We start from the raw sequence: 20,116 nt of genomic DNA on the forward strand, positions 1-20,116 counted from the left end.
CAGCGGTGGCGGCAGCTCAGGCGCCGGACGCAACGGTCACGGCGGACATCTCCTGCCGGGCGCGTCGTACCTCCGGCAGGTCCGCGCCCCGCGCGGTGCCACCGGCATCGGCATCGGTCTCGACGTGCGCGGCGGCCACGGGCGGTGCTCCGTGCGGGAGGTTCACCACGGCGGCGCCCACCGGAGTCCGCCAGGAGAGCGGGCTCTCCGCGGAGCGGACCGGTGGACGCCGCTGTGCCGTGCCGACCGGGTGCCAAAGACCGGTGCGCTCCGGGCTGCCCGCCTGCCGACGAGTCGGGGCGGCCGGTTCGGTGGGGCGTCGGGGCGGCCGGGTTCGGTGCCCGGGAGGCAGCGCACGCACCGGCGTGCCCGCACCCGCGAGGGTGTCGGGCAAGAGTGTCGGTGGACGTACGCGTGCCGACCGGGGTGATCGCCCTCGGCCGCTTCACCCACCCGTCACGATGCCGTGATGGCACGGAAAAGCCCCGCCTGCCGCGGGCGGGGAGCGAACGGCCTCCGCAGTGGCGGGACCACGTGCGCCGCCGGTTCGGCCGGTACGAGCCCGGCCGACGAGGTGCTGCGCAACCGGCGGGCCGCCGGTCCCTAGCTGCCGGCCTCGGGGTCGGCGGCGGGTTCCTGGTGGGGGCGGTCGCTGTCGGCGTCCGCTTTCTCCAGCAGGCCGCGAGCGAGGTTCGGGACCAGGTACGCCAGGTCCCCCAGGCTGCTGCCGTCCTTGGCGGCTGCGGCGGCCGGGTCGGTCGACGCGGGCGGGGCCGCCTGTGAGGCGGAGGCCGGGAGGAGCACCCCGGCAGCAGCAAGGGCCACGACGGCGCCGACGGCGAGACGATTACGCACGGATATCCCTTTCGTGTAGGAAATGACGCGCTGATCAACGATCGGATCAGGCCCAGGACACGTGTCGACGAGGGCTGGATTCCGCCACCGGCCGGCACCGGGCGGCAGCGGTGAGCCCCCGTGGCCGCGGGCAGAGGGCAGGGGCGGCCGGCGGCGTCCGCACCGGGGACGACGAAGCCCGCCTGCGTCCGCCGCCGCCCCACGGGACGCCTGCCGCCTTCCTGCCGTCTACTGCGGCTGCGTGGCGATCTGGATCAGGTTGCCGCAGGTGTCGTCGAGGACGGCAGTGGTGACGGGTCCCGCCTCCAAGGGCTTCTGGGTGAAGCGGACGCCGAGGCCGCGCAGGCGCTCGTACTCCGCCCTCACGTCATCGACGGTGAACTGGGCGAGCGGGATGCCGTCTTCGACGAGCGTGTCGCGGTAGGTCCGGACGGCCGGGTGGCCGGCGGGTTCCAGGAGAAGTTCGGTACCGCCGGGCTCTTCGGGCGACACGACGGTCAGCCACCGGTCCTTCTCGCCCACCGGGACGTCGTGCTTCTTCACGAAGCCGAGGATCTCGGTGTAGAAGCGCAGGGCCTTGGCCTGGTCGTCAACGAAGACGCTGGTCAGATGGATTTTCATGGGGTGCTCTCCTCAAGACCGGACGGGCCGGGCAGGGGCCACCGCTCGGTGATCTGCCGCAGCGGAGCCGTGTTCGGGTCGTGGAACTTGTAGCGGCCCTCCCGCCTCGTCTCGACCAACCCCGCGGCCTCCAGCACGGCGAGGTGCTGGGAGACCCCTTGGCGGGAGATGCCGAGCCGATGCTTCATGGCCAACCGCGAGCAGATCTCGAACAGGGTCTGTCCGGACTGCTCCACGAGCTCGTCGAGGATGACGCGGCGAGTGGGATCGGCCAACGCTTTGAACAGGTCTTCGGCCACGACCACAGCATAGGCAAGTAATCACTTGCCTATCAAGTCGAGGTGCCCGGGCCCGGACCGGGGATCACGCAGGCTCAGTGCTTTCCGGAAGGACGTCGGGAGGGGCGGCCGCGGCCCCACCGCCCTTCCTGCCCCGTGCTCAGGACCGCTCCCGGGCCGGACGCCGTCGGTGACCGGCGCAAAGGCCGGTGACCTGTACAAAGCCGGAGGCACTCAAGTCGGCAGGAGCGGGCAAGCGGTAGAGGCACCCGTTCCTCACACGTGAAGGAGTACGCGTCCCATGGCCGAGACACAGGACGTCGTCGAGCTCATCCTCCAGGACCACCGGCGCATGGAGGATCTCTTTCGTCTGATGCGCAGCGTCGAGGCCGACCGGGCTGCCGCGTTGCAGGAGTTCGCAGGCCTGCTGATGGCACACGCGCTGGCCGAGGAGACCAAGGTCTACCCCGCCCTCAAGCGGTACAAGAACATCGACGACGAAGAGGTGGAGCACGGCGAGCACGAGCACGACGAGGGCAACAAGGCCCTCCTGGAACTCCTCGAGGTCCAGGACATCGGCTCCGAGGAGTGGGACTCGAAGCTGGAGGCACTCGTGGAGGCCGTCACCCACCACGCCGACGAGGAGGAGCGGACCATCCTGAACCAGGCGCGGGAGAACGTGGCGATGCGGCGGCGGGAGGAGTTGGGCGCGGCGTTCCGGGAGGAGCGTGAGCGGCTGCTGAAGGCCGACTGCGGTTCCGTGGACAACGTGCGCCGGATCGTCGGGGACTGAGCCGCGGCCGTGAGGAGGGGACCCGCGCCGGGAGCACGCCGCCGTCGGCGGGTGATCCGGCCGTGCCTTCCCTGCCGCGGCCTGCAGCGGAGGCCGACGCCGCAGGATCGCTCCACCGCGGCCCCTTGTGACGTCACCGCCTCCGGTCCCGTGGCGCGGGACCGGAGGCGGCGTGTTCATGACCCGGGTGCGCGCGTACGGTCGAAGTGGACCGGCCCGAAGAACCCGTGGCAGCCAGGCCCCTGGGGTCGGTTCACCCGAGTTCGGCGACCAGGTCGCCGGCCGTCACGCGCGCCAAGGTCTCCGAGGCGTCTCCGGGACCGGGGAACAGCCGGTAGAGGGTGCCCGAAGCCTGCGCCGGCCCGACGTTCCCGTGGACCGTCGCCAGGAACACCCGCCTGCCGGACGCGTGTTCGGCCGCTGCCGCGTCAGGGTCGGGGTGCGGGAGGTTCTCCTCGCTGTCCTCCATGGAGGACACCCTGACGGCGAACGCGGCCGCGTCCTCGTCCGGTCGCCGCCGGTACCGCAGCAGTGCGGGCTCCGGCTCCCGGGACATCACGGCCACCTCGGCGGAGCGCGCCGCCGCTCGCCAGACCGCGAGGTCCCACAGGGTGGTCCGGCTGCCGGAGCCGAACTGCTCCCACAGGTCTCGGGCCACCGTGGCCAGCCGGCCGCCGCCGTGCGAGCCGATGCTCTGGAAGCCGTCTGTCGGCGGCAGGTGGGTGTCCGTCCACAGCGCACGGCGACGGCCCAGGTCCACGATCATCGGCAGGCACACCTGCGAGTCGCCCGCCAGGTCGAAGCGCTGACGGACCGTGCGCGGATCGTAGGAGGCGTCCCTCGGGCCGTGCGCGGGCAGTGCCATGAAGCCCGCGAAGGCGTCCGGCAACTCCTCGAACGGCACGTTGTTGTAGCTGAACACCAGCGGGACGGCATAGACGTCCCCCTGCTCCGCCAGCCGCTCCAGGTCCAGGTCCACGTACTCGGTGGCGCCCCGCGGCGCCGGGGCGGACGTCAGATCGCCGGAGTGGACCGCGGCGTCCGTGCCGTGCACCAGGTCGGTGTAGTCGCACAATCCGGTGAACTGCCACTGGGCGTCGAAGAACGCGACGGAGAGGTCCAGGTCCGTGCGGTTGCCCTGTGGTTCGGTCCAGTGCAGGAACAGCCGCAGCACCGTGCCCTCGGGCAGGGTCTGCGTGCTGCCCCGGGGCACTGCCACCAGTGCCCTGGCGGTGGACCGCTCGGTGAACGGCACGGTGAGGTCGGCCAGAGAGGCGTCCAGCACCGACAGCTCGTACGGCTCCCCGGCGGCGAACCGGCGCAGCACCTCCTCCCGCAGCAGCGTGACCGTCGCCGTCACCAGCCCGGAGGACAGTGGAGCCCGCCGCTCCGGAACAGTCAGGGCCCGGGTGACCTCCCCGCGCGGGAAGAACACGCGGCGGCGGCCGGTACGGTCCTCGGTCCGGACCCGCAGGGCTCCCAGCGCCGACAGCAGCGGGCCCGGGCCCACCTTCGGCAGCCCGCGCAGGAGGGCCTTCTCGAGCTCCGGTTCGAGGGCGTCGGTGGTGTGCAGGCGAAGCAGCAGGTCCAGACGGCGCACCAGTTCGCCGGGGCGCTCCCCGGCGAGGGCCGCGGCCCTGCCCGCGTCGCCCTCGGCCACCGCCTGTTCCAGCCGCCCGGCCCAGGTGGCCGGGCGCAGTCGGGTGCCGTCCGCGCGAACGGCGTCCGGGTGCGCGGCGGCCGTCTCCAGCAGGGCGGCGCCGAACGCGGTACCGGGATCCACCGGGGTGCCGCGCAGTACCGCGAAGGCGAGGGCGGCGCGCGGATGCCGGGCGTGACGCTCGAAGGGGTGCAGGACCTCCGCGGCCCGCTTCCACGCCGTGGGGTGCCGCAGCATGTCCTCCACCAGGTAAGGCGTCGGCAGGCCGTCGAGTACGCGGAGCAGTTCGCGGCGCAGGGGGCGCGGCAGGCCCGTGAACCGCGACGGCGTCACCAGCCCGGCGTCACCGCCGGCGAGCACGGCGAGCAGCCGCAGCACGTCGGTGGTGGTGGTGAGCCGCTCGGTCAGCAGCTTTCGTACCGACAGGCCCTCCGGCGCCTCGCGCACGAGCGCGCCCAGCACCATCGCCTTGGTCTCCCGGACCGGGATGTCCTGCGGCAGCAGGCCCCGGCCGGCCGGGGTGAGGGGCAGCAGCGTCAGCAGGTCGTCGCGGTCCTGCGGGGAGAGCGGGGTGCGGCGGGCCAGTAGGACGTCGACCACGGCGGTGGCGTCGGTGGCCCGGTCGCCGCCCAGGCGCAGCAGCCGCAGCGGGCCGGGCGCCGGTGCCTTGGCGGCGCCGACGGCGCGGACCGGCCGCAGGAAGGGGTCGTCCGCGTCGATCCGGCGGTGGCAGACCGGGCAGCCCGCGTAGTCGGATCCGTCCCAGCACAGCCGGCAGACCAGGTGCGCGCAGGGCGAGACGGGGAACACCGTGCGTGCCTCGCCGCACAGCACGCAAGGCTGCTCCGGCTGCTGCAGCAGGTAGGCGAAGACCCGGTCCACGTACAGCGCGTCGGTGTTCCGCGGCACGGTGCGCGGGAACCCGCGGAAGAGCGGGACGTGGGTGCGGTGGGAGCCGAGCAGGCCGTCGGTCAGCCCGACCAGGCGTGTGTGCGCGACCGCCAGTTCCTCGGAGGTCAGCGAGTCGAGCGCCGCGTGCAGCCGGGAAGAAAGGACGTGACCGCGGCCGAGCAGTTCGGCCTCCAGCCGGCGCAGTGCCGGTCCTGTTCCGTTCCCACTGCCGGACGCGAACGCCCCGTCCACGTACACGGTCTGATTACGGCGCAGCAGTACGGACTCGGCAGCGAGCAACGGGGGAACCCTCCACGACGACCCGGGACAGGAGAACGGGGGCGGAGAGTGGGCGCGCCGAGTCTTTTCGAAGAAGGTGAGAAGGATGCACGCCGGGGAGCCGCCCCCGTTGCCTCCGATCCCACCACACACCCGCGCGAGTGCCAAACGAATTAATGATCCTCCTCGATGCGAGCGGCGAACACCCGTGCGCGTGGGAGGCGGTCAGTGCGAGCGCCTGCGGCGCCGGCCGACGAGGACCGCGGTGCCCAGCAGGAGGGCTCCGGCGCCTGCCGCGGTGATGAGCGCCGTGTGGGGCGCGCCCGTGTCGGGGAGCGTGCCGCCGGGCGGTGCCGTCGGGGTCGGCGTGGCCGGCGTGCCGAAGGCGAAGGTGACGCTGTCGTTGGAGGCGTCCGGGTCGTGGAGGGGGAAGCCGGCCGGGCCGGGGCGCACGGTCGCCGTGCCCTTGGCGCCGTCGTAGTCCTCGGACGGCTTCACCCACAGTTCGAACAACTGGCTCTTGCCGGCGGCGACACCGAACGGCACGGGGCACACGTAATGCCGGTGACCTGCCTCGAACGGTGCCGTCCTGGTGTTGCCGACCCGGAGCAGGCAGGGGCCGTAAGGGCTGTCCTCCCCCTCCATGTATGCGTTGCCGATCGCGACCGTGCCCTTGGGCAGAACGACGTCGACCACGGCGACGGCCTTGCCGTCGACCCCGTACGCGGAGGCCGGGCCGTGGTTCACGGCGTTGACGTCCAGGGTCCATCTGCCCGCCCCGCGGCCCGGCTCGGCCGTGGCGGTGACCTCGAGATCCGCGAAGTTGTCGGCCGCGACGGTGAACCGGCCCCCGGCACCCTTCTCGAACGCGCCTCCCGCCCCGGACACCGGCACCAGGCCGAGCGCCGGCCCGGTGCCCTGCCGGCTGCCGCCGCCGGGTTGTACGCCCGGTTTCAGCAGGCTGACCGAGTAGTCGACCACGCCGGTCAGGACGCGCTCGCCGACCGTGGCGGTCAGGGGGCTGCTCAGCTCCACGGTGGCCCCCGCGGCCACGGGGGCGGTGAACACGCAGGTGACGGTCGTCCGGCTGCCCGGTTCGGTGGGATCGTCGCCGTCGTCGTAGGCGCAGTTGGAGAACTTCCGGTCGAAGAGCAGTCCGCCCACCGATTCCCAGCGCAGCATGATGCGCCGGTCCGTGGCCAGGTTCCCGGTGTTGCGGAGCCGGAACGGGACGTCGATACGGGACCCGACGGCGGCGTCCTTCATGTCCGGCACCTTGCCGGCCACCAGGTCGGGGACGCCGACGACCACCTTCGCCGTTGCGGTGGCGCCGGTCGCACGCCCCGCGGCGACGGTGTACGTGAGGGTGCCGGTGTCGCCGAGTGCGGCGCCCTCGGCCACGCGCAGGGTGAACCCGACCGACCGTCTCTGTGAGGAATCCTTGTTGACGCAGCTGAAGACCTGCCCGTCGGCCTCGCATCTCGGGTCGTCGACCGTGACGCCCGCGATGCCCGTCAGACCACGCGCGTCGATGACGAGCGACTCGTTCGTGGGAGCGGGGACCTGCGCCCCGCCGTCCCAGAACATCCAGCTCACATCGACCGGCTGCGCCGCCCGCCCCACGTTGATCTGCTTGTCGGCCTCGATCGTCGCATACGCCTGTGTCGGCAGGGGCGACGGATCGGCGGCCCCCGCCGTCCCACCGGGCGTCAGGGCGAATACCACGGCAGTCAGCACTGCCCCGCACATCGTGCGCATGGACGTCATGCACCTTCGATGCGCGAGACGCCCCGAAGGTTGCCCGCGCTCGCCCCTTTCCGCGGCCGCTCCCGCGAGAAGGCGGCCGCGGCGGATGCCGCGGCCTCTCCTCGTGCCGCCGCTGCGGCCGTACCGTGAGCGCCCCCCGTGCCACCTTGTGCACCCGTTCCACTCGATTGGTGAGAACAATGGGGATTCCATCGCTCTTGTCCCCCTCGTGGCACGAGGATCGGTATGCGGCATTCGGCACACCGGCGCTCGCCGTCCTCGCGGGCCCGGGCCGTACAGGTCGAGTGACGAGCAGGAAGGAGGAGCGAGTGCATCTGACTCCGCACGAGCAGGAGCGTCTGCTGATCCATGTGGCGGCGGACGTCGCACGGCGGCGCCGTGAGCGGGGCCTGCTGTTGAACCACCCGGAAACCATGGCGGTGTTGACGGCGCACGTGTACGAGGAGGCCCGGGCCGGTGCCACGGTGGACGCGGTCATGGAGTCCGGCCGCCGTGTCCTGACCCGCGACGACGTCATGGACGGCGTACCGGAGATGATCTCCAACGTGCAGGTGGAGGCGACGTTCCCGGACGGGACGAAGCTGGTGACGATCCACGACCCGTTCGACGAGGCAGCCGGAGTGCCGGCCGTCCATCCGGGCAGGCTGGAACTTCTGCCGGACGACGAGGAGCACCGGATCGCCTTCAACGAAGGCCTGGAGTACGTGGATCTGGCCGTGCGCAACCCCTCGGACCGCCCGGTCCAGATCGGTTCCCACTATCACTTCGCCGAGACCAACGAGGGGCTCGAATTCGACCGCGAAGCCGCGCACGGCATGCGCCTGCACATCCCCTCGGGGACCTCGGAGCGTTTCGAACCGGGCGACGAGCGCACCGTGCGGCTGGTCCCCATCGGGGGCGAGCGCGTCGTCCGGGGTCTGCAGATCGGCAAGAGCGAACAGGAGATGAACCTCGATGCCCGGTGAGACCGAACGGCCCCATGATCCGCTGACGCGCTCCCGGTATGCCGACCTCTACGGTCCGACGGCCGGCGACCGGGTCCGGCTCGCCGACACCGACCTCGTGCTGCGGATCGACGCGGACTGGAGCGGAGGCCCCGGCCGCAGCGGTGACGAGATGGTCTTCGGCGGCGGCAAGGTGATGCGCGAGTCCATGGGACAGTCGCACATCCCGCGGGACGATCCCCGCGCCCCGGTGGACACCGTCATCACCGGTGCGCTGGTCCTGGACCACTGGGGTGTGGTGAAGGCCGACGTGGGCCTGCGTGACGGGCGGATCCAGGCGATCGGCAGGGCGTACAACCCCGAGACGATGTCTCCGAGCCCCGGCAGTCCTCAGGGTGCGTCGGACTTCGTCGTCGGGCCCGAGACGGAGGTGATCGCCGGCAACGGGCGCATCCTGACCGCGGGAGGCGTGGACACGCATGTGCACTTCCTGTGCCCGGGGCAGATCCATGAGGCGCTCGCCTCGGGGGTGACCACGCTGATCGGTGGTGGCACCGGGCCGGCCGAGGGCAGTAAGGCGACCACCGTGACACCGGGCAAGTGGCACCTGCAGCGCATGTTCGAGGCGCTGGACCCGTATCCGGTGAACGTGGGTCTGCTGGCCAAGGGCAGCACGGTCTCGCGGAAGGCGCTACGTGACCAGGTCACCGCCGGCGCTCTCGGCTTCAAGATCCACGAGGACTGGGGCGCCACGCCGGCGGTGATCGACGCGGCACTGAGGATGTGTGACGAGACCGGCGTCCAGATCGCCCTGCACGCCGACTCCCTGAACGAGTCCGGGTTCGTGCAGCACACCTTCGCCGCGACGAAGGAGGACCCGAGGACCAAGGACTCCAAGTACCGCAGCCTGCACATCTTCCACGTCGAAGGCGCCGGCGGCGGCCACGCGCCCGACATGATCAGCCTGGTGAGCAGACCGAACGTGCTGCCCGCGTCGACGAACCCGACCCGGCCCCTGACGGTCAACACCGTCAAGGAACACGTCGACATGATGATCGTGTGCCACCACCTCAATCCCGAGGTCGAGGCGGACATGGCGTTCGCCGACTCGCGGATCCGGCCCTCCACCATGGCCGCCGAGGACCTGCTGCACGACATGGGGGCCATCTCGATGATGTCCTCCGACGCACAGGCCATGGGACGCATCGGCGAGATGATCATGCGGACCTGGCAGACCGCACACGTCATGAAGACCCGCTACGGGCATCTGCGTGAAGACGACGCCCACGCGGACAACTTCCGTGCCCGCCGCTACGTCGCCAAGTACACCATCAACCCGGCCGTCACCCACGGCATCGACCACGAGGTCGGCTCCGTCGAGGTGGGCAAGCTGGCCGATCTGGTGCTGTGGGAACCGAAGTTCTTCGGCGTCAAGACGCACATGGTCATCAAGGGCGGCCAGATCGCCTACGCGCAGATCGGCGACGCCAACGCCTCGATCCCCACACCCCAACCGTTCCTGCCCCGTCCCGTATGGGGCTCCACGGGCCGCTCCCCCGGCGCCAACTCCTTCAACTTCGTGTCCGAGCTCGCCACCGACGGCGAGCTGTCGCGCAGCGGCCTGCTCAAACCGCTGCGCGCCATCAAGGACACCCGCGGGGTGACCAAGGCCGACATGGTGCACAACGACGGCATGCCGGAGGTCGTCGTCGGCCCCGACACCTTCGACGTCACCATCGGCGGCGCCGTCGAGTCGGACGTACGCACCACGGTGAACGGTCAGCAGGTGGCCCGGCAGTACGCGACCGAACTGCCCATGGCCCAGCGCTACTTCCTCTTCTGAGACCTCCGTCACCGGACAGGTCGGCTGTCCGGAGAAAGGCGGGCCGCCGCCTGATGAGCCGTGCTGCCCTGCTCGTCCTCGCCGACGGCCGGTTCCCGGCCGGCGGGCATGCCCACTCCGGCGGTGTGGAGGCCGCGGTGGCTTCCCACGGCGTGCACGACACGGCGAGCCTGGAGGCGTTCTGCCGGGGGCGCCTGCACACCGCCGGGCTGACCGCGGCCGGACTCGCCGCCGCCGCGGCCGCAGGACACGATCCCCTGACCCTCGACGAGGCCGCCGACGCCCGCACACCCGTGCCGGCGCTACGTCAGGTCGCCCGCAGACTCGGCCGGCAGATGCTGCGGGCGGCCCGTGCCACCTGGCCCGCTCCGGACCTCGACCGACTCGCCCGCCTGAGGCCACAGGGAGTGCACCAGCCTGTCGTCCTGGGTGTCACGGCCCGCGCCGCCGGCCTGACACCGCTGGACGCCGCCCGGTGCGCCGCCTACGAGAGCATCGGCGGGCCGGCAACCGCGGCGGTACGGCTGCTGTCCCTGGACCCGCTCGACGCCACCGCGCTCCTCGCCGGACTCGCCGGTGAACTCGACGGCGTCGCCCGGATCGCCGCCGACGCGGCGGACCGTGTCGCGACCGATGGTGTCGCCGTGCTGCCCGCCGCCTCCGCACCGCTGCTGGACATCACCGCCGAGCGGCACGCCGCCTGGAACGTCCGCCTGTTCGCGTCCTGAACCGACCCACGCCCACGGGAGCCACCGTGCACCTCGACCACTCCGCGACCATGCCCCACCGCCACACCCACAGCGCCGACACGACGCGCCCCGACGGCAGCCGCCGCGCACTGCGGGTCGGTCTGGGCGGACCGGTGGGCTCCGGCAAGACCGCCACCGTCGCCGCGCTGTGCCGCACGCTGCGCGACCGGCTGTCCATCGCCGTGGTCACCAACGACATCTACACCCGCGAAGACGCCGAGTTCCTGCGCCGTGAGGCCGTCCTGCCCCCGGAGCGGATCACCGCCGTGGAAACCGGGGCCTGTCCCCACACCGCGATCCGCGACGACATCTCCGCCAACCTCGAAGCAGTCGAGCAGTTGGAACAGGCACTGCACCCCTTGGACCTGATCCTCGTCGAGTCCGGAGGCGACAACCTCACCGCCACCTTCTCCCGCGGACTCGTCGACACCCAGGTGTTCGTGATCGACGTGGCCAGCGGCGACGACATCCCGCGCAAGGGCGGCCCCGGCATCACCACCGCCGATCTCCTGGTCATCAACAAGACCGACCTCGCACCCCACGTCGGGGCCGACCTGGACACCATGGCCGCCGACGCCCGAAGGCAGCGCGGCAGCTTGCCCGTCGCCTTCACCAGCCTCACCACCACCGACGGCATCAGCCCGGTCACCGACTGGCTCACCGCACGTCTCACCGACTGGCGTACCGGGGCCGCCGCGTGAACGGCACCGCGCAACTGCCCGGCGCCCCGGAGGACCACTCCCCCGCCCCCCATCCCTCCGGTGTCCACGCCACCGCCCGGATCCGGACCGGCCACAACGGCCGCACCACGACCGTCCCGCTCCTGCACAGTGACGGCCCCTTCCACCTGAGACGGCTGCGTCCCCGCGGCAAGCGGGCACGGGTCAGCGTGATCGGGGCCATGAGCGCACCGCTCGGCGGGGACCGCCTCGCCGTCGTCGTCACCGCCGAGGACCGGTCCGAACTGGAGGTGACCACGGCCGCCGCCACCATCGCCCTGCGAGGACCCACCACCGCTCCCGCCACCTACGACATCCGCCTCACCGTCGGCGAGAACGCGTCCGTGAACTGGCTGCCGCAACCGCTGATCAGCACCCGCGGCAGCACCCTGCGCCAGACCTGCGCCGTGGAACTCACCGCCACGTCAAGGCTGTTGCTGCGCGAGGAACAGCTCCTCGGCCGCACAGCCGAACCCCCCGGCCTTCTCTCCGCCCGCCTGACCGTGCGGCGCGACGGCCGCCCGCTCCTGGACCAGCACACCACCTACGGCGACCCGGCCCCGGCGTGGGACGGCCCCGCGGTCCTGGGCCCCCACCGTGCCGCCGGACAACTCCTCGCCGTCCATCCCCGCCTGGAACCCGACCACCGGCCACTCCTCATCGAAGACAGCCCCACCGAAGGACACGCCGTCCTCACCCCACTGGCGAACGCACCCGCCCTGCTCGTCACCGCGATCGCCCCCACCCCGGCACACCTCCGCCGGCTCCTCGACTCGGGCCTCGCGCACATCCTGACCGCAACCACGTGAGGTGGAGCAGTCCGTGAGAGCCCCGGTCGACGACCGGGGCGTCGTCAAGCCCTGGCTGCGAGCTCCTGGGCGACCGGGACGGCATCGGTCCGAAGGCAGACACACCGTCCGTGTCCACCGATGGGGAACCAGAAGTCAGGGGACAGCGTCCATCGATGCACAAGATCGCTGTCGGACCGGAGGGGCTCAAGATGACCGGCACGGCCACCCGTCACCTCTATCTTGTCCGGCACGGCGAGGCATCACCGGACGAGAGCGGGCTGACAGAGGCCGGTCGACGGCAAGCCGCACTGCTCGGCCAACGTCTCCGGGGCATCCCCTTCACAGCTGTTCACCACGGCCCCCTGCCGCGGGCGGAGCAGACCGCGCGCCTGATCGGCGACCGACTGGGGAGCGTCCCTCTGCACGTCTCGGAAGCCGCCGGTGACTACGTGCCCCACATACCGGGAAGAGACGAACTTCCCGCCGAATCAGCGGACTTCCACCTCCGCTTCCTCGCCGGTGCCACCGATGAGGAGCGGAGGCACGGACCTGCGCTGGCCCGCCGGGCACTGGATCTGTTCACCGGGGCGGTGGACGGCGAAGAGGACCGGCATGAACTGGTCGTCACCCACAACTTCCTGGTCGCCTGGCTCGTCCGGGACGCCATGCACGCGCCGAAGTGGCGCTGGCTCGGCCTCAGCCACTGCAACGCGGCACTCACGGTCATCCGCTACGCGCCCGGCCGCCCCGCCTCCGTCCTCCTCTCCAACGACATGCGGCATCTGCCCGCCGAACTGCGCTGGACGGGCTTTCCCCCCGAGCTGCACATCTGAAGGCCATCGCGCGGAGGCACCGCACCGGTTCCCCGTGGCGGGACCCGACAGGAACATTCCCAGGATGCCGCCGCCCCCGGCGACGCCGGTCCACACCCCGATCGCCTTGCCGCGCCGCTCCTCGGGGAAGGTGGAGGTGATGACGGCCAGGGCGATCGGCATGATCATCGCAGCGCCGATGCCGCCGGCCACACGCGCGGTCGGCGTCACCTCGGCGACCCGGGCATGACCGTCGTACGTCAGCGCATGACCGAACCGCCGCCGGACAACCCCGCGCGCATGCGCGCCCACTCCGGCCGTGAACGGCTCGTCGTCCCGTCCGGAACCGCGATCCTCATGCCGGGCCACCGCCGCTTCCGCGTCGAGACCAATCGGGCCGCCGAGTTCCCCACCATGCTTCCGCACGCCCTCGGCGCCGAGGGCGGCCCCTGCGAGATCCCGGGCGTCTTCGACCGCGACGCCCGCCGCGGCCACCAGCGTGACAGCGGCAGGGGCACCGGCCCCGCCGGTTCCTCCGCCTGACCTGCGGCGGCGGCGCATACGGAGGTGTCGGGTCCGGCCTCGCCGGAGGTGAGGCACGCGGGCGGATCGCGGGAGCGGCCCGTCCCGCCGCCGGCCCGACCGGGCGGAGGCGGGCGGACGTCCAGGTACGCCGAGGCGAAACGGGACGCCGATCCGCTTACTGTCCGGAGCGAAGTTCCGTTTTATCGAGCGGCGTCAATGCGGGTGCCGGGCAGGGTAGTTCAACCGCGGTCCGGACGGGCGTCCGTCCCGCGCGGCGGATCCGGTGGGCGACCGGAGCGCGGGGCCGATGACGGCGCCGCCGCCCGCGACACGTACCGGCCCGGAGCGCAACCTGCCGGCACCTGACGTCACTCGCGGGACGGACAGGGCTCCCGCACGCGGCTCAGGCCGGGTTTCAGGGCCCGGCCGAAGGGTGACTTCGAGACTGGCGTGGGCACCACTGCCCGTACGGATCGACCACAGCAGCGCCACGCCGTACGTGTCCCATCAGGCCGACACCCCCGGAGGCCCATGTCCACCTCAGCCGCCGATGTGATCCGGACGCGCGACGCAGCCGTACCGGAGCCGTCCTCGGAGCAACTCGACGCGCTGCTGCGCGAGCTCTCGGAGCACCCACCGGGGCTGCGGCGGGCCGCCCTGCGGGACCACGTCATCCGTCTGCTGCTGCCGATGGCGCGGCGGGTCACGCGCCGTTTCCAGCGACACGGGGAGGAGTTCGACGATCTCGTACAGGTCGCGTCCCTGGGGCTGATCAAGGCCGTCGACGGCTACGACCCCGCCCGGGGGCACGCCTTCCTGTCGTACGCGCTCCCCAAGGTCACCGGTGAGCTCCGGCGGCATCTGCGCGACCGCACGGCCACCGTACGGCTGCCCCGCCCCCTGCAGGAGGCGAGCGGTCAGATCTTCCAGGCCGTCGAGGAGCTCGAACAGCGGCTGGGCGGCCGCTCGCCCACCTCCGAGCAGATCACCGAGTACACCGGACTCGGGCAGGACCGCGTGCTGTCCACACTGCGGGCGGTGCACGCGTGCCGTCCGCGATCCCTCGACGAGCCCACCGGGCACGACCAGGAGGGATCGCTCGCCCGTCTGGCCGGTGCCGAGGACCCGGCGCTCGGCCGGGTGGTCGACACCGTGTCCCTGGCCGTTCTGGTGAAGCAACTGCCGGAGCGCGACCGCCGAGTGCTCTACCTGCGCTTCTACCGGGAGCGCACCCAGCAGCAGATCGCGGAGGCCATCGGCGTCTCCCAGATGCAGGTGTCCCGCATCCTGCGGCGGTGCTTCGACCGGCTCCGCGAGGCGCTCCTGGCGGGCGAGCCGTGCGCGGGAGCCGCCGAAGTGGCGCGGCCGGCACGCACCCCGCGCGATCGCCGTGACACGGAGAAGCCGGTACGTCCCGCGCGGTCCACCGGTCCCGCGGCTCACACGTACCCGGTCGCCCCGGCTCCGCGCGTCACGGCCGGTGCGGAGCGCCGGCACCGGCACGATCATGGGCACCCGGTCCGGCGGCGGTCCACAGGCGCGCGGCGCTTCGTCCCGTTCGGCGCGCGGTGGCGGACGTGTGCCGGGACCGTGCCGCGGACCACGAGGGCGCGGCCCCCTCCCGCCCGCCGCGCGCACGAGGAGAGAGCACCTTCCCCGCCCGGGTTTGTCCCGCCTGCCGACGGGTGACACAGGTGCGTGTACGCAAGCCGACGAAGGAGCGCACCGTGAGGCGTGGCCTGCGCGCGCTCCGGCACGGATGGGAGTGGCTGGGCGCCCACACCCTGATACGGCGCGGCCGTGACATCGAACTGATGCACAGGGCCATGGGGTTCGCCACGCTGGCGCTGGTCACGCTGGCGCCCCTGCTCATCGTGATCGCCGCCGCCGATCCGCTCGGACGGGGCGGCTTCGCGGCCTGGCTGGCGGACGGCATGGGACTGTCCGGCCGGTCCGCGCGCGTTCTCACGAAGATCATCAGTCCGCCGCGCGAGGTGATCGGCACCACCAGCCTGTGGGGCGTGCTGGCACTCGCCGCGTTCGGCATCCCGTTCGGCGGGAGCGTCCAGAACGGCTACGAGCGGATGTGGAACCTGCCACCGGGACCGTGGCACCGGATCTGGCGTCAGGCGACCTGGCTGTGCGTCCTGACCGCGTACCTCTACCAGGAGGTGCTGACCCGCGACGCCATGCACGGGCCGGAGCGGATCACCCTGTCGCTGGTGACCGGCGTCCTGTTCTTCTGGTGGGGGCAGCGCTTCCTGCTGGGCAGCCAGATCCCCTGGTGGCATCTGCTGCCGGGCGCGATCGCCACCATGGCGGGCCTGATCGGTCTGCGGGGCTTCTCCTACTTCGTCTTCGCCCCGCTGATCGTCGACAACGCGATCAACTACGGCACCGTCGGTGTCGTCCTCATCGTCGAGTCCTGGCTCATCGGCGTGGGGTTCGTCATCTTCGGCGGCGCCCTGTTCGGCCGCTGGCTCCTCCACCACCACGGGCACCGGTTCACCGAGGACCTGCCCCCGCCGCCCGGGACGGAACAGGCCGGCGACGACTGACGAAGGCGACACCCGCTCTCCTGCTCATGGCTCGTTCGCGCGGGCGGATCGCCCTCCCCCGCGGGGGAGGGAGCGTCCTGGCCGAAGGGTTCCCGACGTCCCGCACCCGCCCCCCGGCGGTGTGCGGCGACCTCCGACGGCCCCTGACCGGCCTCCGTGTCGTTGCGACCCGGCCGCTCCGGGCGCACCGGGCCGCGGGCGCGGGAACCTCACTCCCGGCGGGTGGGCACCCCGGCCCCCGGTGGCCTCCCTCGGGCCGTTCCGGCGGATCACACGGGTGGCGTGCCGGCGAGTGCGGCCACCCGGGCCAGTACGTCCCCCCGGAAGAGCTCCCGCCCGCGGGCGATCCGGTGGTCCCGGTGCGCGCCGTCCGCCGACAACCGACGCAGTGCGCGCAGCAGGGCGGCGGCGTCCGCGGCGGTCTCCGAGACACCGAGCGCCGCCATCCGGCGTACGCCCTCCGCGCCGTGGCCGGGCAGCGGACGGTAGCCCACCACGGGCAGCCCGGAGGCCAGTGCCTGTACGGCGGTCTGGCCGGCGGCGTTGTCGACCAGGACGCGGGCCGCGCGCAGCAGGCCGGGCATGTCGGTGACCCAGTCCGGTACAAGCGTGCCCGGCAGCCCGGCCAGGCGGGCCCGCAGGCGTTCGTTCCGGCCGCACAGCACGATCGGGAGGAAACCGGCGGCGGCGAGCAGCCGGGCGGTCCCGTCCAGCTCCGAAGCCGCGCCCCAGGCACCGGCGGACAGCACGACGGGCGGGCGGCCGGGGGCGTACCGCTCGAAGCGCCGCCGCCATTCCACCGCTCCGGCGACCGGCGCGAAGAAGCCGGGTGCCACGACCGGTCCGGTCGTCTCGACGGACACCATGATGCGCCGGCCCACGTCCCGCGCGGCGTCGTCGGTGAGGCAGAGGTACAGGTCGTTGCCGGGGTGGAGCCACTGCCGGTGGACGGCGAAGTCGGTCATGAAGACGGCGCTCGGGGACCGCAGGCGCCCGCGGGCCCTCAGATGACCGGTCAGCTGAGCAGCCAGATGGAAGACGGGGACCACCACGTCGGCGCCCGTGCGCTCCGCGAGATCCGTCAGACGGCGGCCCGCCAGCCGGGCGAGGGGGACGCCGCTGGGGCGGTGCCGCGGACCGGGGCGCAGCAGCGCGCGGTAGAGGCCCGCGTACGCCCAGGGGAAGTGTCGTACCGACGACCGGTAGAAGAGGCGCAGCCCGGTCCCGAGACCGTACGGAAGCAGCCGCAGGAGGTCCACGACCTGCGCGTCGTGTCCCTGTTCCCGGGCTCGGCGAGCGAGTTCGCGGGCCACCGTGTCGTGGCCGGCTCCCATGCTCGCGCTGACGATCAGCAGTCGCGGCCTGCCGTCCGCCGGCGTGTTCCGGCGGGGCCCCGAAGACGGTGAGTGCACGGGATGGTGTGTCTCCTTCCGCTGCGCCGGTGAAACACGCTTTCCCGCGTTTCGGCGGCCGGGCCGGGGATACTCCGGGGTGCCCCTCTCCGCCGAACGCCGGGAGCGGCCGCGGACGGCGGTCACCCCGGGCGCTCACCCCCCAGCCGAGGTGCAGCCCATGTCTCACGCTTCCCCTGCCGGCCCGGCCGACGTGTCGTCGCCCCGGACGTCCGTGGCGCCGGCCGACGCGGTGCCGGGGCCCCCGGCCGGCGGCACCGGGCGTCCGCGCGCCGCACCGGTGACCGGTGCCTCCTCGGGCATCGGCGCCGCCGTGGCCCGACGGCTCTCCGCGCGAGGATGGTGGCGTCCCGGCCCCAACGGACGGGCCGCCGAACGGCGGCCGGCCCGGTTCGCCTTCGAGCACGCCGGCCGCGTGGACCTCCTGGCCACGTCGCGGCCGGTCCGGCAGGTGGTGCCCGCCCGGGTGCGCGGCGCGGCGCCGGGCCCGTACCGGCGGCTCGCCGCCGTGTTCGGCTGAACGGCGACACGGCGTGCTGGTCGTCGTCCTGGCCCTGCTGGCGGCGCTGTCCAACGCCGCGGCCTCGGTACTGCAGCGGCGGGCCGCGGCGGACGAACCGGAGGGCGGCGCGGGCGTGCGCCAGGCCGTTCGCTGGCTCGGGCGTGTGCTGCGGCGGCCCTACTGGGTCGCGGGCGCCGGGATGCTGGCACTGTCGACCGTTCTGCAGGCGGCGGCTCTGGGCGTGGGCAGTCTCGCACTGGTCCAGCCGCTGATGGCCGCCGAGCTGCTGTTCACCCTCGTCGTCGGCAGCGTGGTCTTCCACCGTCGTCCGGACCGCAGGACCTGGCTGGCGTTCGCCGCCCTGGCCGCCGGGCTGGCGGCGTTCCTGACCTCGGTCGCTCCGGCCGCCGGCCGGTCCACGGCCTCCGCGGGGCGGTGGATCGTGGCCGCCGGGGTGGTGCTGGGTGTCGTGGTGGTGCTGGTGACGACGGCCCGCACGGTGCGGGGCGCACCGCGCGCGGGGTTGCTGGGACTGGCGTCCGCCGCGTCGTTCTCCCTGACGGCGGCGCTGCTCAAGGAAGTGACCGGCAGGATTCCGGACGGGGTGGGCGCCGTGCTGGGGACGTGGCCCGTGTACGCCACCGCCGTCGCCGGAGCCCTCGCCTTCCTGCTGCTCCAGGGCGCGTTCCGGGCCGGGACGCTGGCCGCGTCCCAGCCCGCCCTGACCCTCGGTGACGCGCTGACGAGCGTGGCGCTGGGGTGGGCGCTGTTCGGGGAGCAGATCACGCTCGGTGTGCGGGTGGTGCCGGCGGTGGTCGGCGTGGCCCTCATGGGGGCGGGGGCGGCGGGGCTGGCCCGCGCCCCGTCGGTCTCCGGGAGCTGGGACGCGGCGTCGCGGAGCCCGGGCGACGACTCGCCCCGGCCGGTGTCGTAGGCGTCACGGCCACCTCACGCGGAAAGGAGTCAGAAGCCGATGCCCGTGTCTACCGGTCCCTCCCCCGCCCGGCGCGCGGCAGCCGCGCTGGCTCCTGTCGCCGCCGTCGCCGTGGCGCACATCGCCCCGGCCGCGACCTGGCTGCCCGTGGTGCGCCGCCGTTTCCCGCGCCTCGCCGGTGTCGGACACCCCGCCCATGTCGCCCTGACCTTCGACGACGGGCCCGACCCCGAGTCCACCCCGCGGTTCCTCGACGCGCTGGAGGAACTCGGGGTCCGGGCGACCTTCTTCGTCCTGGGTGACGGCGTCGTACGGCATCCCTCCGTGGTGCGCGAGACCGTCCGCCGCGGGCACGAACTGGCCGTGCACGGCTGGAGCCACGACCGTCCCTGGCTGCCGGGCCCGGCGGGCGAGGTACGTGCCCTGTCGCGGGCGGCCGGCGCGGTGCGGGAGCTGGCGGGCCGCCGCCCCCGCTGGTATCGCCCGCCCTACGGCGTCCTCACCTCCGGGCGCTGGGCCGCCGCCCGTACGGCGGGCCTGCGGCCGGTGCTGTGGACCGCCTGGGGCAGGGACTGGACGGCCGAGGCCACCCCGGCGTCGGTGTACTCGGCCGTCGCGGCCGGTCTGCGCGGTGGCGGCACCCTCCTCCTGCACGACACGGACCGGATGTCGGCCCCGGGCTGCTGGCGGGCCGCCCTGGACGCCCTGCCCGACATCGTGGACGGCTGCCGGCGGGCGGGCCTGTCGGTCGGCCCGCTCTCCGAACACGGGGTGCCGCCGCACTGAGCCCGCCGACCGGACGCGGGCCTGCGTGCACGGGTACGGGTACGGGTACGGGTACGGGCCGACCGTTCCGCGGCACGACCGGCCCGGTTGTCACGTCGGCCGCCCCATCGGAAGGAACAACGGAACCTCCAGCGCTGAGCGGTGGCTCGATCTCGCCCGTGGCAGACGGACTGCGGTGCCGGACCGGTGCCCGCCCTACGGGGCGGGTGCCCCGTACGGCGGGCGGCTCTCCCGCCTCAGCATGGGCAAGGACCGAACCCGGCTCCGCTCCGGCACCGGGGTGCGATCGCGGTACATTGGTTGCAATGTCCGCATATGTACAGTGTTTGATGTGGCTGGTGTGGTGCCCCCTCGCCGGGACCGGTGGTGCGGGGCAGCCGTTACCGCGTCTCCGACG

The 20,116-nt window shown here is 73.0% G+C and carries 19 protein-coding genes and 2 pseudogenes; 13 read left to right on the forward strand and 8 right to left on the reverse strand.

The window, feature by feature from the left end; translation table 11 throughout:
- Nucleotides 1-16: 16 nt before the first annotated feature.
- From ACH4VX_RS23285 to ACH4VX_RS23300, 4 genes are all read right to left on the reverse strand, one after another.
- Nucleotides 17-139 carry a hypothetical protein gene (locus tag ACH4VX_RS23285; RefSeq protein WP_398369708.1) on the reverse strand — a complete coding sequence of 41 codons (123 nt, stop codon included), beginning with the start codon at nucleotides 137-139 and terminating at the stop codon, nucleotides 17-19.
- Between the two features lie 464 nt (nucleotides 140-603).
- Nucleotides 604-855, reverse strand: coding sequence for a hypothetical protein (locus tag ACH4VX_RS23290; protein ID WP_398369710.1), 252 nt, complete (start codon nucleotides 853-855; stop codon nucleotides 604-606).
- 228 nt (nucleotides 856-1,083) lie between these two features.
- Nucleotides 1,084-1,476: a VOC family protein gene (locus ACH4VX_RS23295; protein ID WP_398369712.1), complete on the reverse strand. Its 393-nt coding sequence runs from the start codon at nucleotides 1,474-1,476 to the stop codon at nucleotides 1,084-1,086.
- On the reverse strand, nucleotides 1,473-1,775 hold the full coding sequence (locus ACH4VX_RS23300) for an ArsR/SmtB family transcription factor (RefSeq protein ID WP_398369713.1): 303 nt from the start codon (nucleotides 1,773-1,775) through the stop codon (nucleotides 1,473-1,475). Before ACH4VX_RS23300 ends, ACH4VX_RS23295 begins: the two co-directional genes overlap by 4 nt.
- A gap of 280 nt (nucleotides 1,776-2,055) precedes the next feature.
- Here ACH4VX_RS23300 and ACH4VX_RS23305 point away from each other — a divergent pair, with 280 nt between their 5' ends.
- Nucleotides 2,056-2,547 carry a hemerythrin domain-containing protein gene (locus tag ACH4VX_RS23305; protein WP_398369715.1) on the forward strand — a complete coding sequence of 164 codons (492 nt, stop codon included), beginning with the start codon at nucleotides 2,056-2,058 and terminating at the stop codon, nucleotides 2,545-2,547.
- 253 nt (nucleotides 2,548-2,800) lie between these two features.
- On the opposite strand, the gene ACH4VX_RS23310 is transcribed toward ACH4VX_RS23305, so the two are convergent.
- Both ACH4VX_RS23310 and ACH4VX_RS23315 read right to left on the reverse strand, forming a co-directional pair.
- Nucleotides 2,801-5,398, reverse strand: coding sequence for an MXAN_6230/SCO0854 family RING domain-containing protein (locus ACH4VX_RS23310; RefSeq protein WP_398369717.1), 2,598 nt, complete (start codon nucleotides 5,396-5,398; stop codon nucleotides 2,801-2,803).
- A gap of 204 nt (nucleotides 5,399-5,602) precedes the next feature.
- Nucleotides 5,603-7,144 (reverse strand): LPXTG cell wall anchor domain-containing protein, encoded by a 1,542-nt coding sequence (locus ACH4VX_RS23315; RefSeq protein WP_398369719.1) that lies wholly within the window; start codon nucleotides 7,142-7,144, stop codon nucleotides 5,603-5,605.
- A gap of 308 nt (nucleotides 7,145-7,452) precedes the next feature.
- On the opposite strand from ACH4VX_RS23315, the gene ACH4VX_RS23320 reads away from it, so the two are divergent.
- The 6 genes from ACH4VX_RS23320 (at nucleotide 7,453) to ACH4VX_RS23345 (ending at nucleotide 13,023) form a co-directional block, all read left to right on the forward strand.
- Nucleotides 7,453-8,109, forward strand: coding sequence for an urease subunit gamma (locus ACH4VX_RS23320; RefSeq protein WP_398369720.1), 657 nt, complete (start codon nucleotides 7,453-7,455; stop codon nucleotides 8,107-8,109).
- Complete coding sequence (locus tag ACH4VX_RS23325) at nucleotides 8,099-9,931, forward strand: urease subunit alpha (RefSeq protein WP_398369722.1); 1,833 nt, start codon at nucleotides 8,099-8,101, stop codon at nucleotides 9,929-9,931. Before ACH4VX_RS23320 ends, ACH4VX_RS23325 begins: the two co-directional genes overlap by 11 nt.
- A 53-nt stretch (nucleotides 9,932-9,984) precedes the next feature.
- Nucleotides 9,985-10,659 (forward strand): urease accessory protein UreF, encoded by a 675-nt coding sequence (locus ACH4VX_RS23330; protein ID WP_398369724.1) that lies wholly within the window; start codon nucleotides 9,985-9,987, stop codon nucleotides 10,657-10,659.
- A gap of 26 nt (nucleotides 10,660-10,685) precedes the next feature.
- On the forward strand, nucleotides 10,686-11,381 hold the full coding sequence (ureG, locus tag ACH4VX_RS23335) for an urease accessory protein UreG (RefSeq protein WP_398369726.1): 696 nt from the start codon (nucleotides 10,686-10,688) through the stop codon (nucleotides 11,379-11,381).
- Entirely contained in the window at nucleotides 11,378-12,208 is an 831-nt protein-coding gene (locus ACH4VX_RS23340) for an urease accessory protein UreD (RefSeq protein ID WP_398369727.1), read from the forward strand. Before ureG ends, ACH4VX_RS23340 begins: the two co-directional genes overlap by 4 nt.
- Nucleotides 12,209-12,399: 191 nt before the next feature.
- Nucleotides 12,400-13,023 (forward strand): histidine phosphatase family protein, encoded by a 624-nt coding sequence (locus tag ACH4VX_RS23345; protein WP_398369887.1) that lies wholly within the window; start codon nucleotides 12,400-12,402, stop codon nucleotides 13,021-13,023.
- Nucleotides 13,024-13,068: 45 nt separating this feature from the next.
- Here the strand turns inward: ACH4VX_RS23345 and ACH4VX_RS23350 are convergent.
- Nucleotides 13,069-13,233 (reverse strand): annotated as a pseudogene (locus tag ACH4VX_RS23350) (MFS transporter); the annotation flags it as partial.
- Nucleotides 13,234-13,236: 3 nt separating this feature from the next.
- On the opposite strand from ACH4VX_RS23350, the pseudogene ACH4VX_RS23355 reads away from it, so the two are divergent.
- The 3 genes and pseudogenes from ACH4VX_RS23355 to ACH4VX_RS23365 form a co-directional block, all read left to right on the forward strand.
- Nucleotides 13,237-13,545 (forward strand): annotated as a pseudogene (locus tag ACH4VX_RS23355) (XRE family transcriptional regulator); the annotation flags it as partial.
- A gap of 513 nt (nucleotides 13,546-14,058) precedes the next feature.
- Entirely contained in the window at nucleotides 14,059-15,216 is a 1,158-nt protein-coding gene (locus ACH4VX_RS23360) for a sigma-70 family RNA polymerase sigma factor (protein WP_398369728.1), read from the forward strand.
- Nucleotides 15,217-15,254: 38 nt separating this feature from the next.
- Complete coding sequence (locus ACH4VX_RS23365) at nucleotides 15,255-16,085, forward strand: ribonuclease BN (RefSeq protein ID WP_398369729.1); 831 nt, start codon at nucleotides 15,255-15,257, stop codon at nucleotides 16,083-16,085.
- Between the two features lie 269 nt (nucleotides 16,086-16,354).
- On the opposite strand, the gene ACH4VX_RS23370 is transcribed toward ACH4VX_RS23365, so the two are convergent.
- On the reverse strand, nucleotides 16,355-17,419 hold the full coding sequence (locus tag ACH4VX_RS23370; protein ID WP_398369889.1) for a galactosyldiacylglycerol synthase: 1,065 nt from the start codon (nucleotides 17,417-17,419) through the stop codon (nucleotides 16,355-16,357).
- 238 nt (nucleotides 17,420-17,657) lie between these two features.
- Here ACH4VX_RS23370 and ACH4VX_RS23375 point away from each other — a divergent pair, with 238 nt between their 5' ends.
- The 3 genes from ACH4VX_RS23375 to ACH4VX_RS23385 are packed head-to-tail and all read left to right on the forward strand — an operon-like array spanning nucleotide 17,658 to nucleotide 19,719.
- On the forward strand, nucleotides 17,658-18,017 hold the full coding sequence (locus tag ACH4VX_RS23375) for a hypothetical protein (protein WP_398369731.1): 360 nt from the start codon (nucleotides 17,658-17,660) through the stop codon (nucleotides 18,015-18,017).
- A gap of 13 nt (nucleotides 18,018-18,030) precedes the next feature.
- The gene (locus tag ACH4VX_RS23380) at nucleotides 18,031-18,933 is read left to right on the forward strand and encodes a DMT family transporter (protein ID WP_398369732.1); all 903 of its coding nucleotides are present in this window, start codon (nucleotides 18,031-18,033) and stop codon (nucleotides 18,931-18,933) included.
- A gap of 39 nt (nucleotides 18,934-18,972) precedes the next feature.
- Complete coding sequence (locus ACH4VX_RS23385; protein ID WP_398369734.1) at nucleotides 18,973-19,719, forward strand: polysaccharide deacetylase family protein; 747 nt, start codon at nucleotides 18,973-18,975, stop codon at nucleotides 19,717-19,719.
- The last annotated feature ends 397 nt before the right edge of the window (nucleotides 19,720-20,116 follow it).

Source organism: Streptomyces sp. NPDC020731 (assembly GCF_044334705.1).
Taxonomy (GTDB): Bacteria; Actinomycetota; Actinomycetes; order Streptomycetales; family Streptomycetaceae; genus Streptomyces.

Excerpts from the sequence above, each read along its gene's own strand:
- ACH4VX_RS23375 (WP_398369731.1), top strand. The coding sequence starts at position 17,658 with ATGTCTCACGCTTCCCCTGCCGGCCCGGCCGACGTGTCGTCGCCCCGG.
- ACH4VX_RS23330 (WP_398369724.1), top strand. The coding sequence starts at position 9,985 with ATGAGCCGTGCTGCCCTGCTCGTCCTCGCCGACGGCCGGTTCCCGGCC.
- ACH4VX_RS23315 (WP_398369719.1), bottom strand. The coding sequence starts at position 7,144 with ATGACGTCCATGCGCACGATGTGCGGGGCAGTGCTGACTGCCGTGGTA.
- ACH4VX_RS23360 (WP_398369728.1), top strand. The coding sequence starts at position 14,059 with ATGTCCACCTCAGCCGCCGATGTGATCCGGACGCGCGACGCAGCCGTA.
- ACH4VX_RS23385 (WP_398369734.1), top strand. The coding sequence starts at position 18,973 with ATGCCCGTGTCTACCGGTCCCTCCCCCGCCCGGCGCGCGGCAGCCGCG.
- ACH4VX_RS23325 (WP_398369722.1), top strand. The coding sequence starts at position 8,099 with ATGCCCGGTGAGACCGAACGGCCCCATGATCCGCTGACGCGCTCCCGG.
- ACH4VX_RS23305 (WP_398369715.1), top strand. The coding sequence starts at position 2,056 with ATGGCCGAGACACAGGACGTCGTCGAGCTCATCCTCCAGGACCACCGG.
- ACH4VX_RS23345 (WP_398369887.1), top strand. The coding sequence starts at position 12,400 with ATGACCGGCACGGCCACCCGTCACCTCTATCTTGTCCGGCACGGCGAG.
- ACH4VX_RS23370 (WP_398369889.1), bottom strand. The coding sequence starts at position 17,419 with ATGGGAGCCGGCCACGACACGGTGGCCCGCGAACTCGCTCGCCGAGCC.
- ACH4VX_RS23295 (WP_398369712.1), bottom strand. The coding sequence starts at position 1,476 with ATGAAAATCCATCTGACCAGCGTCTTCGTTGACGACCAGGCCAAGGCC.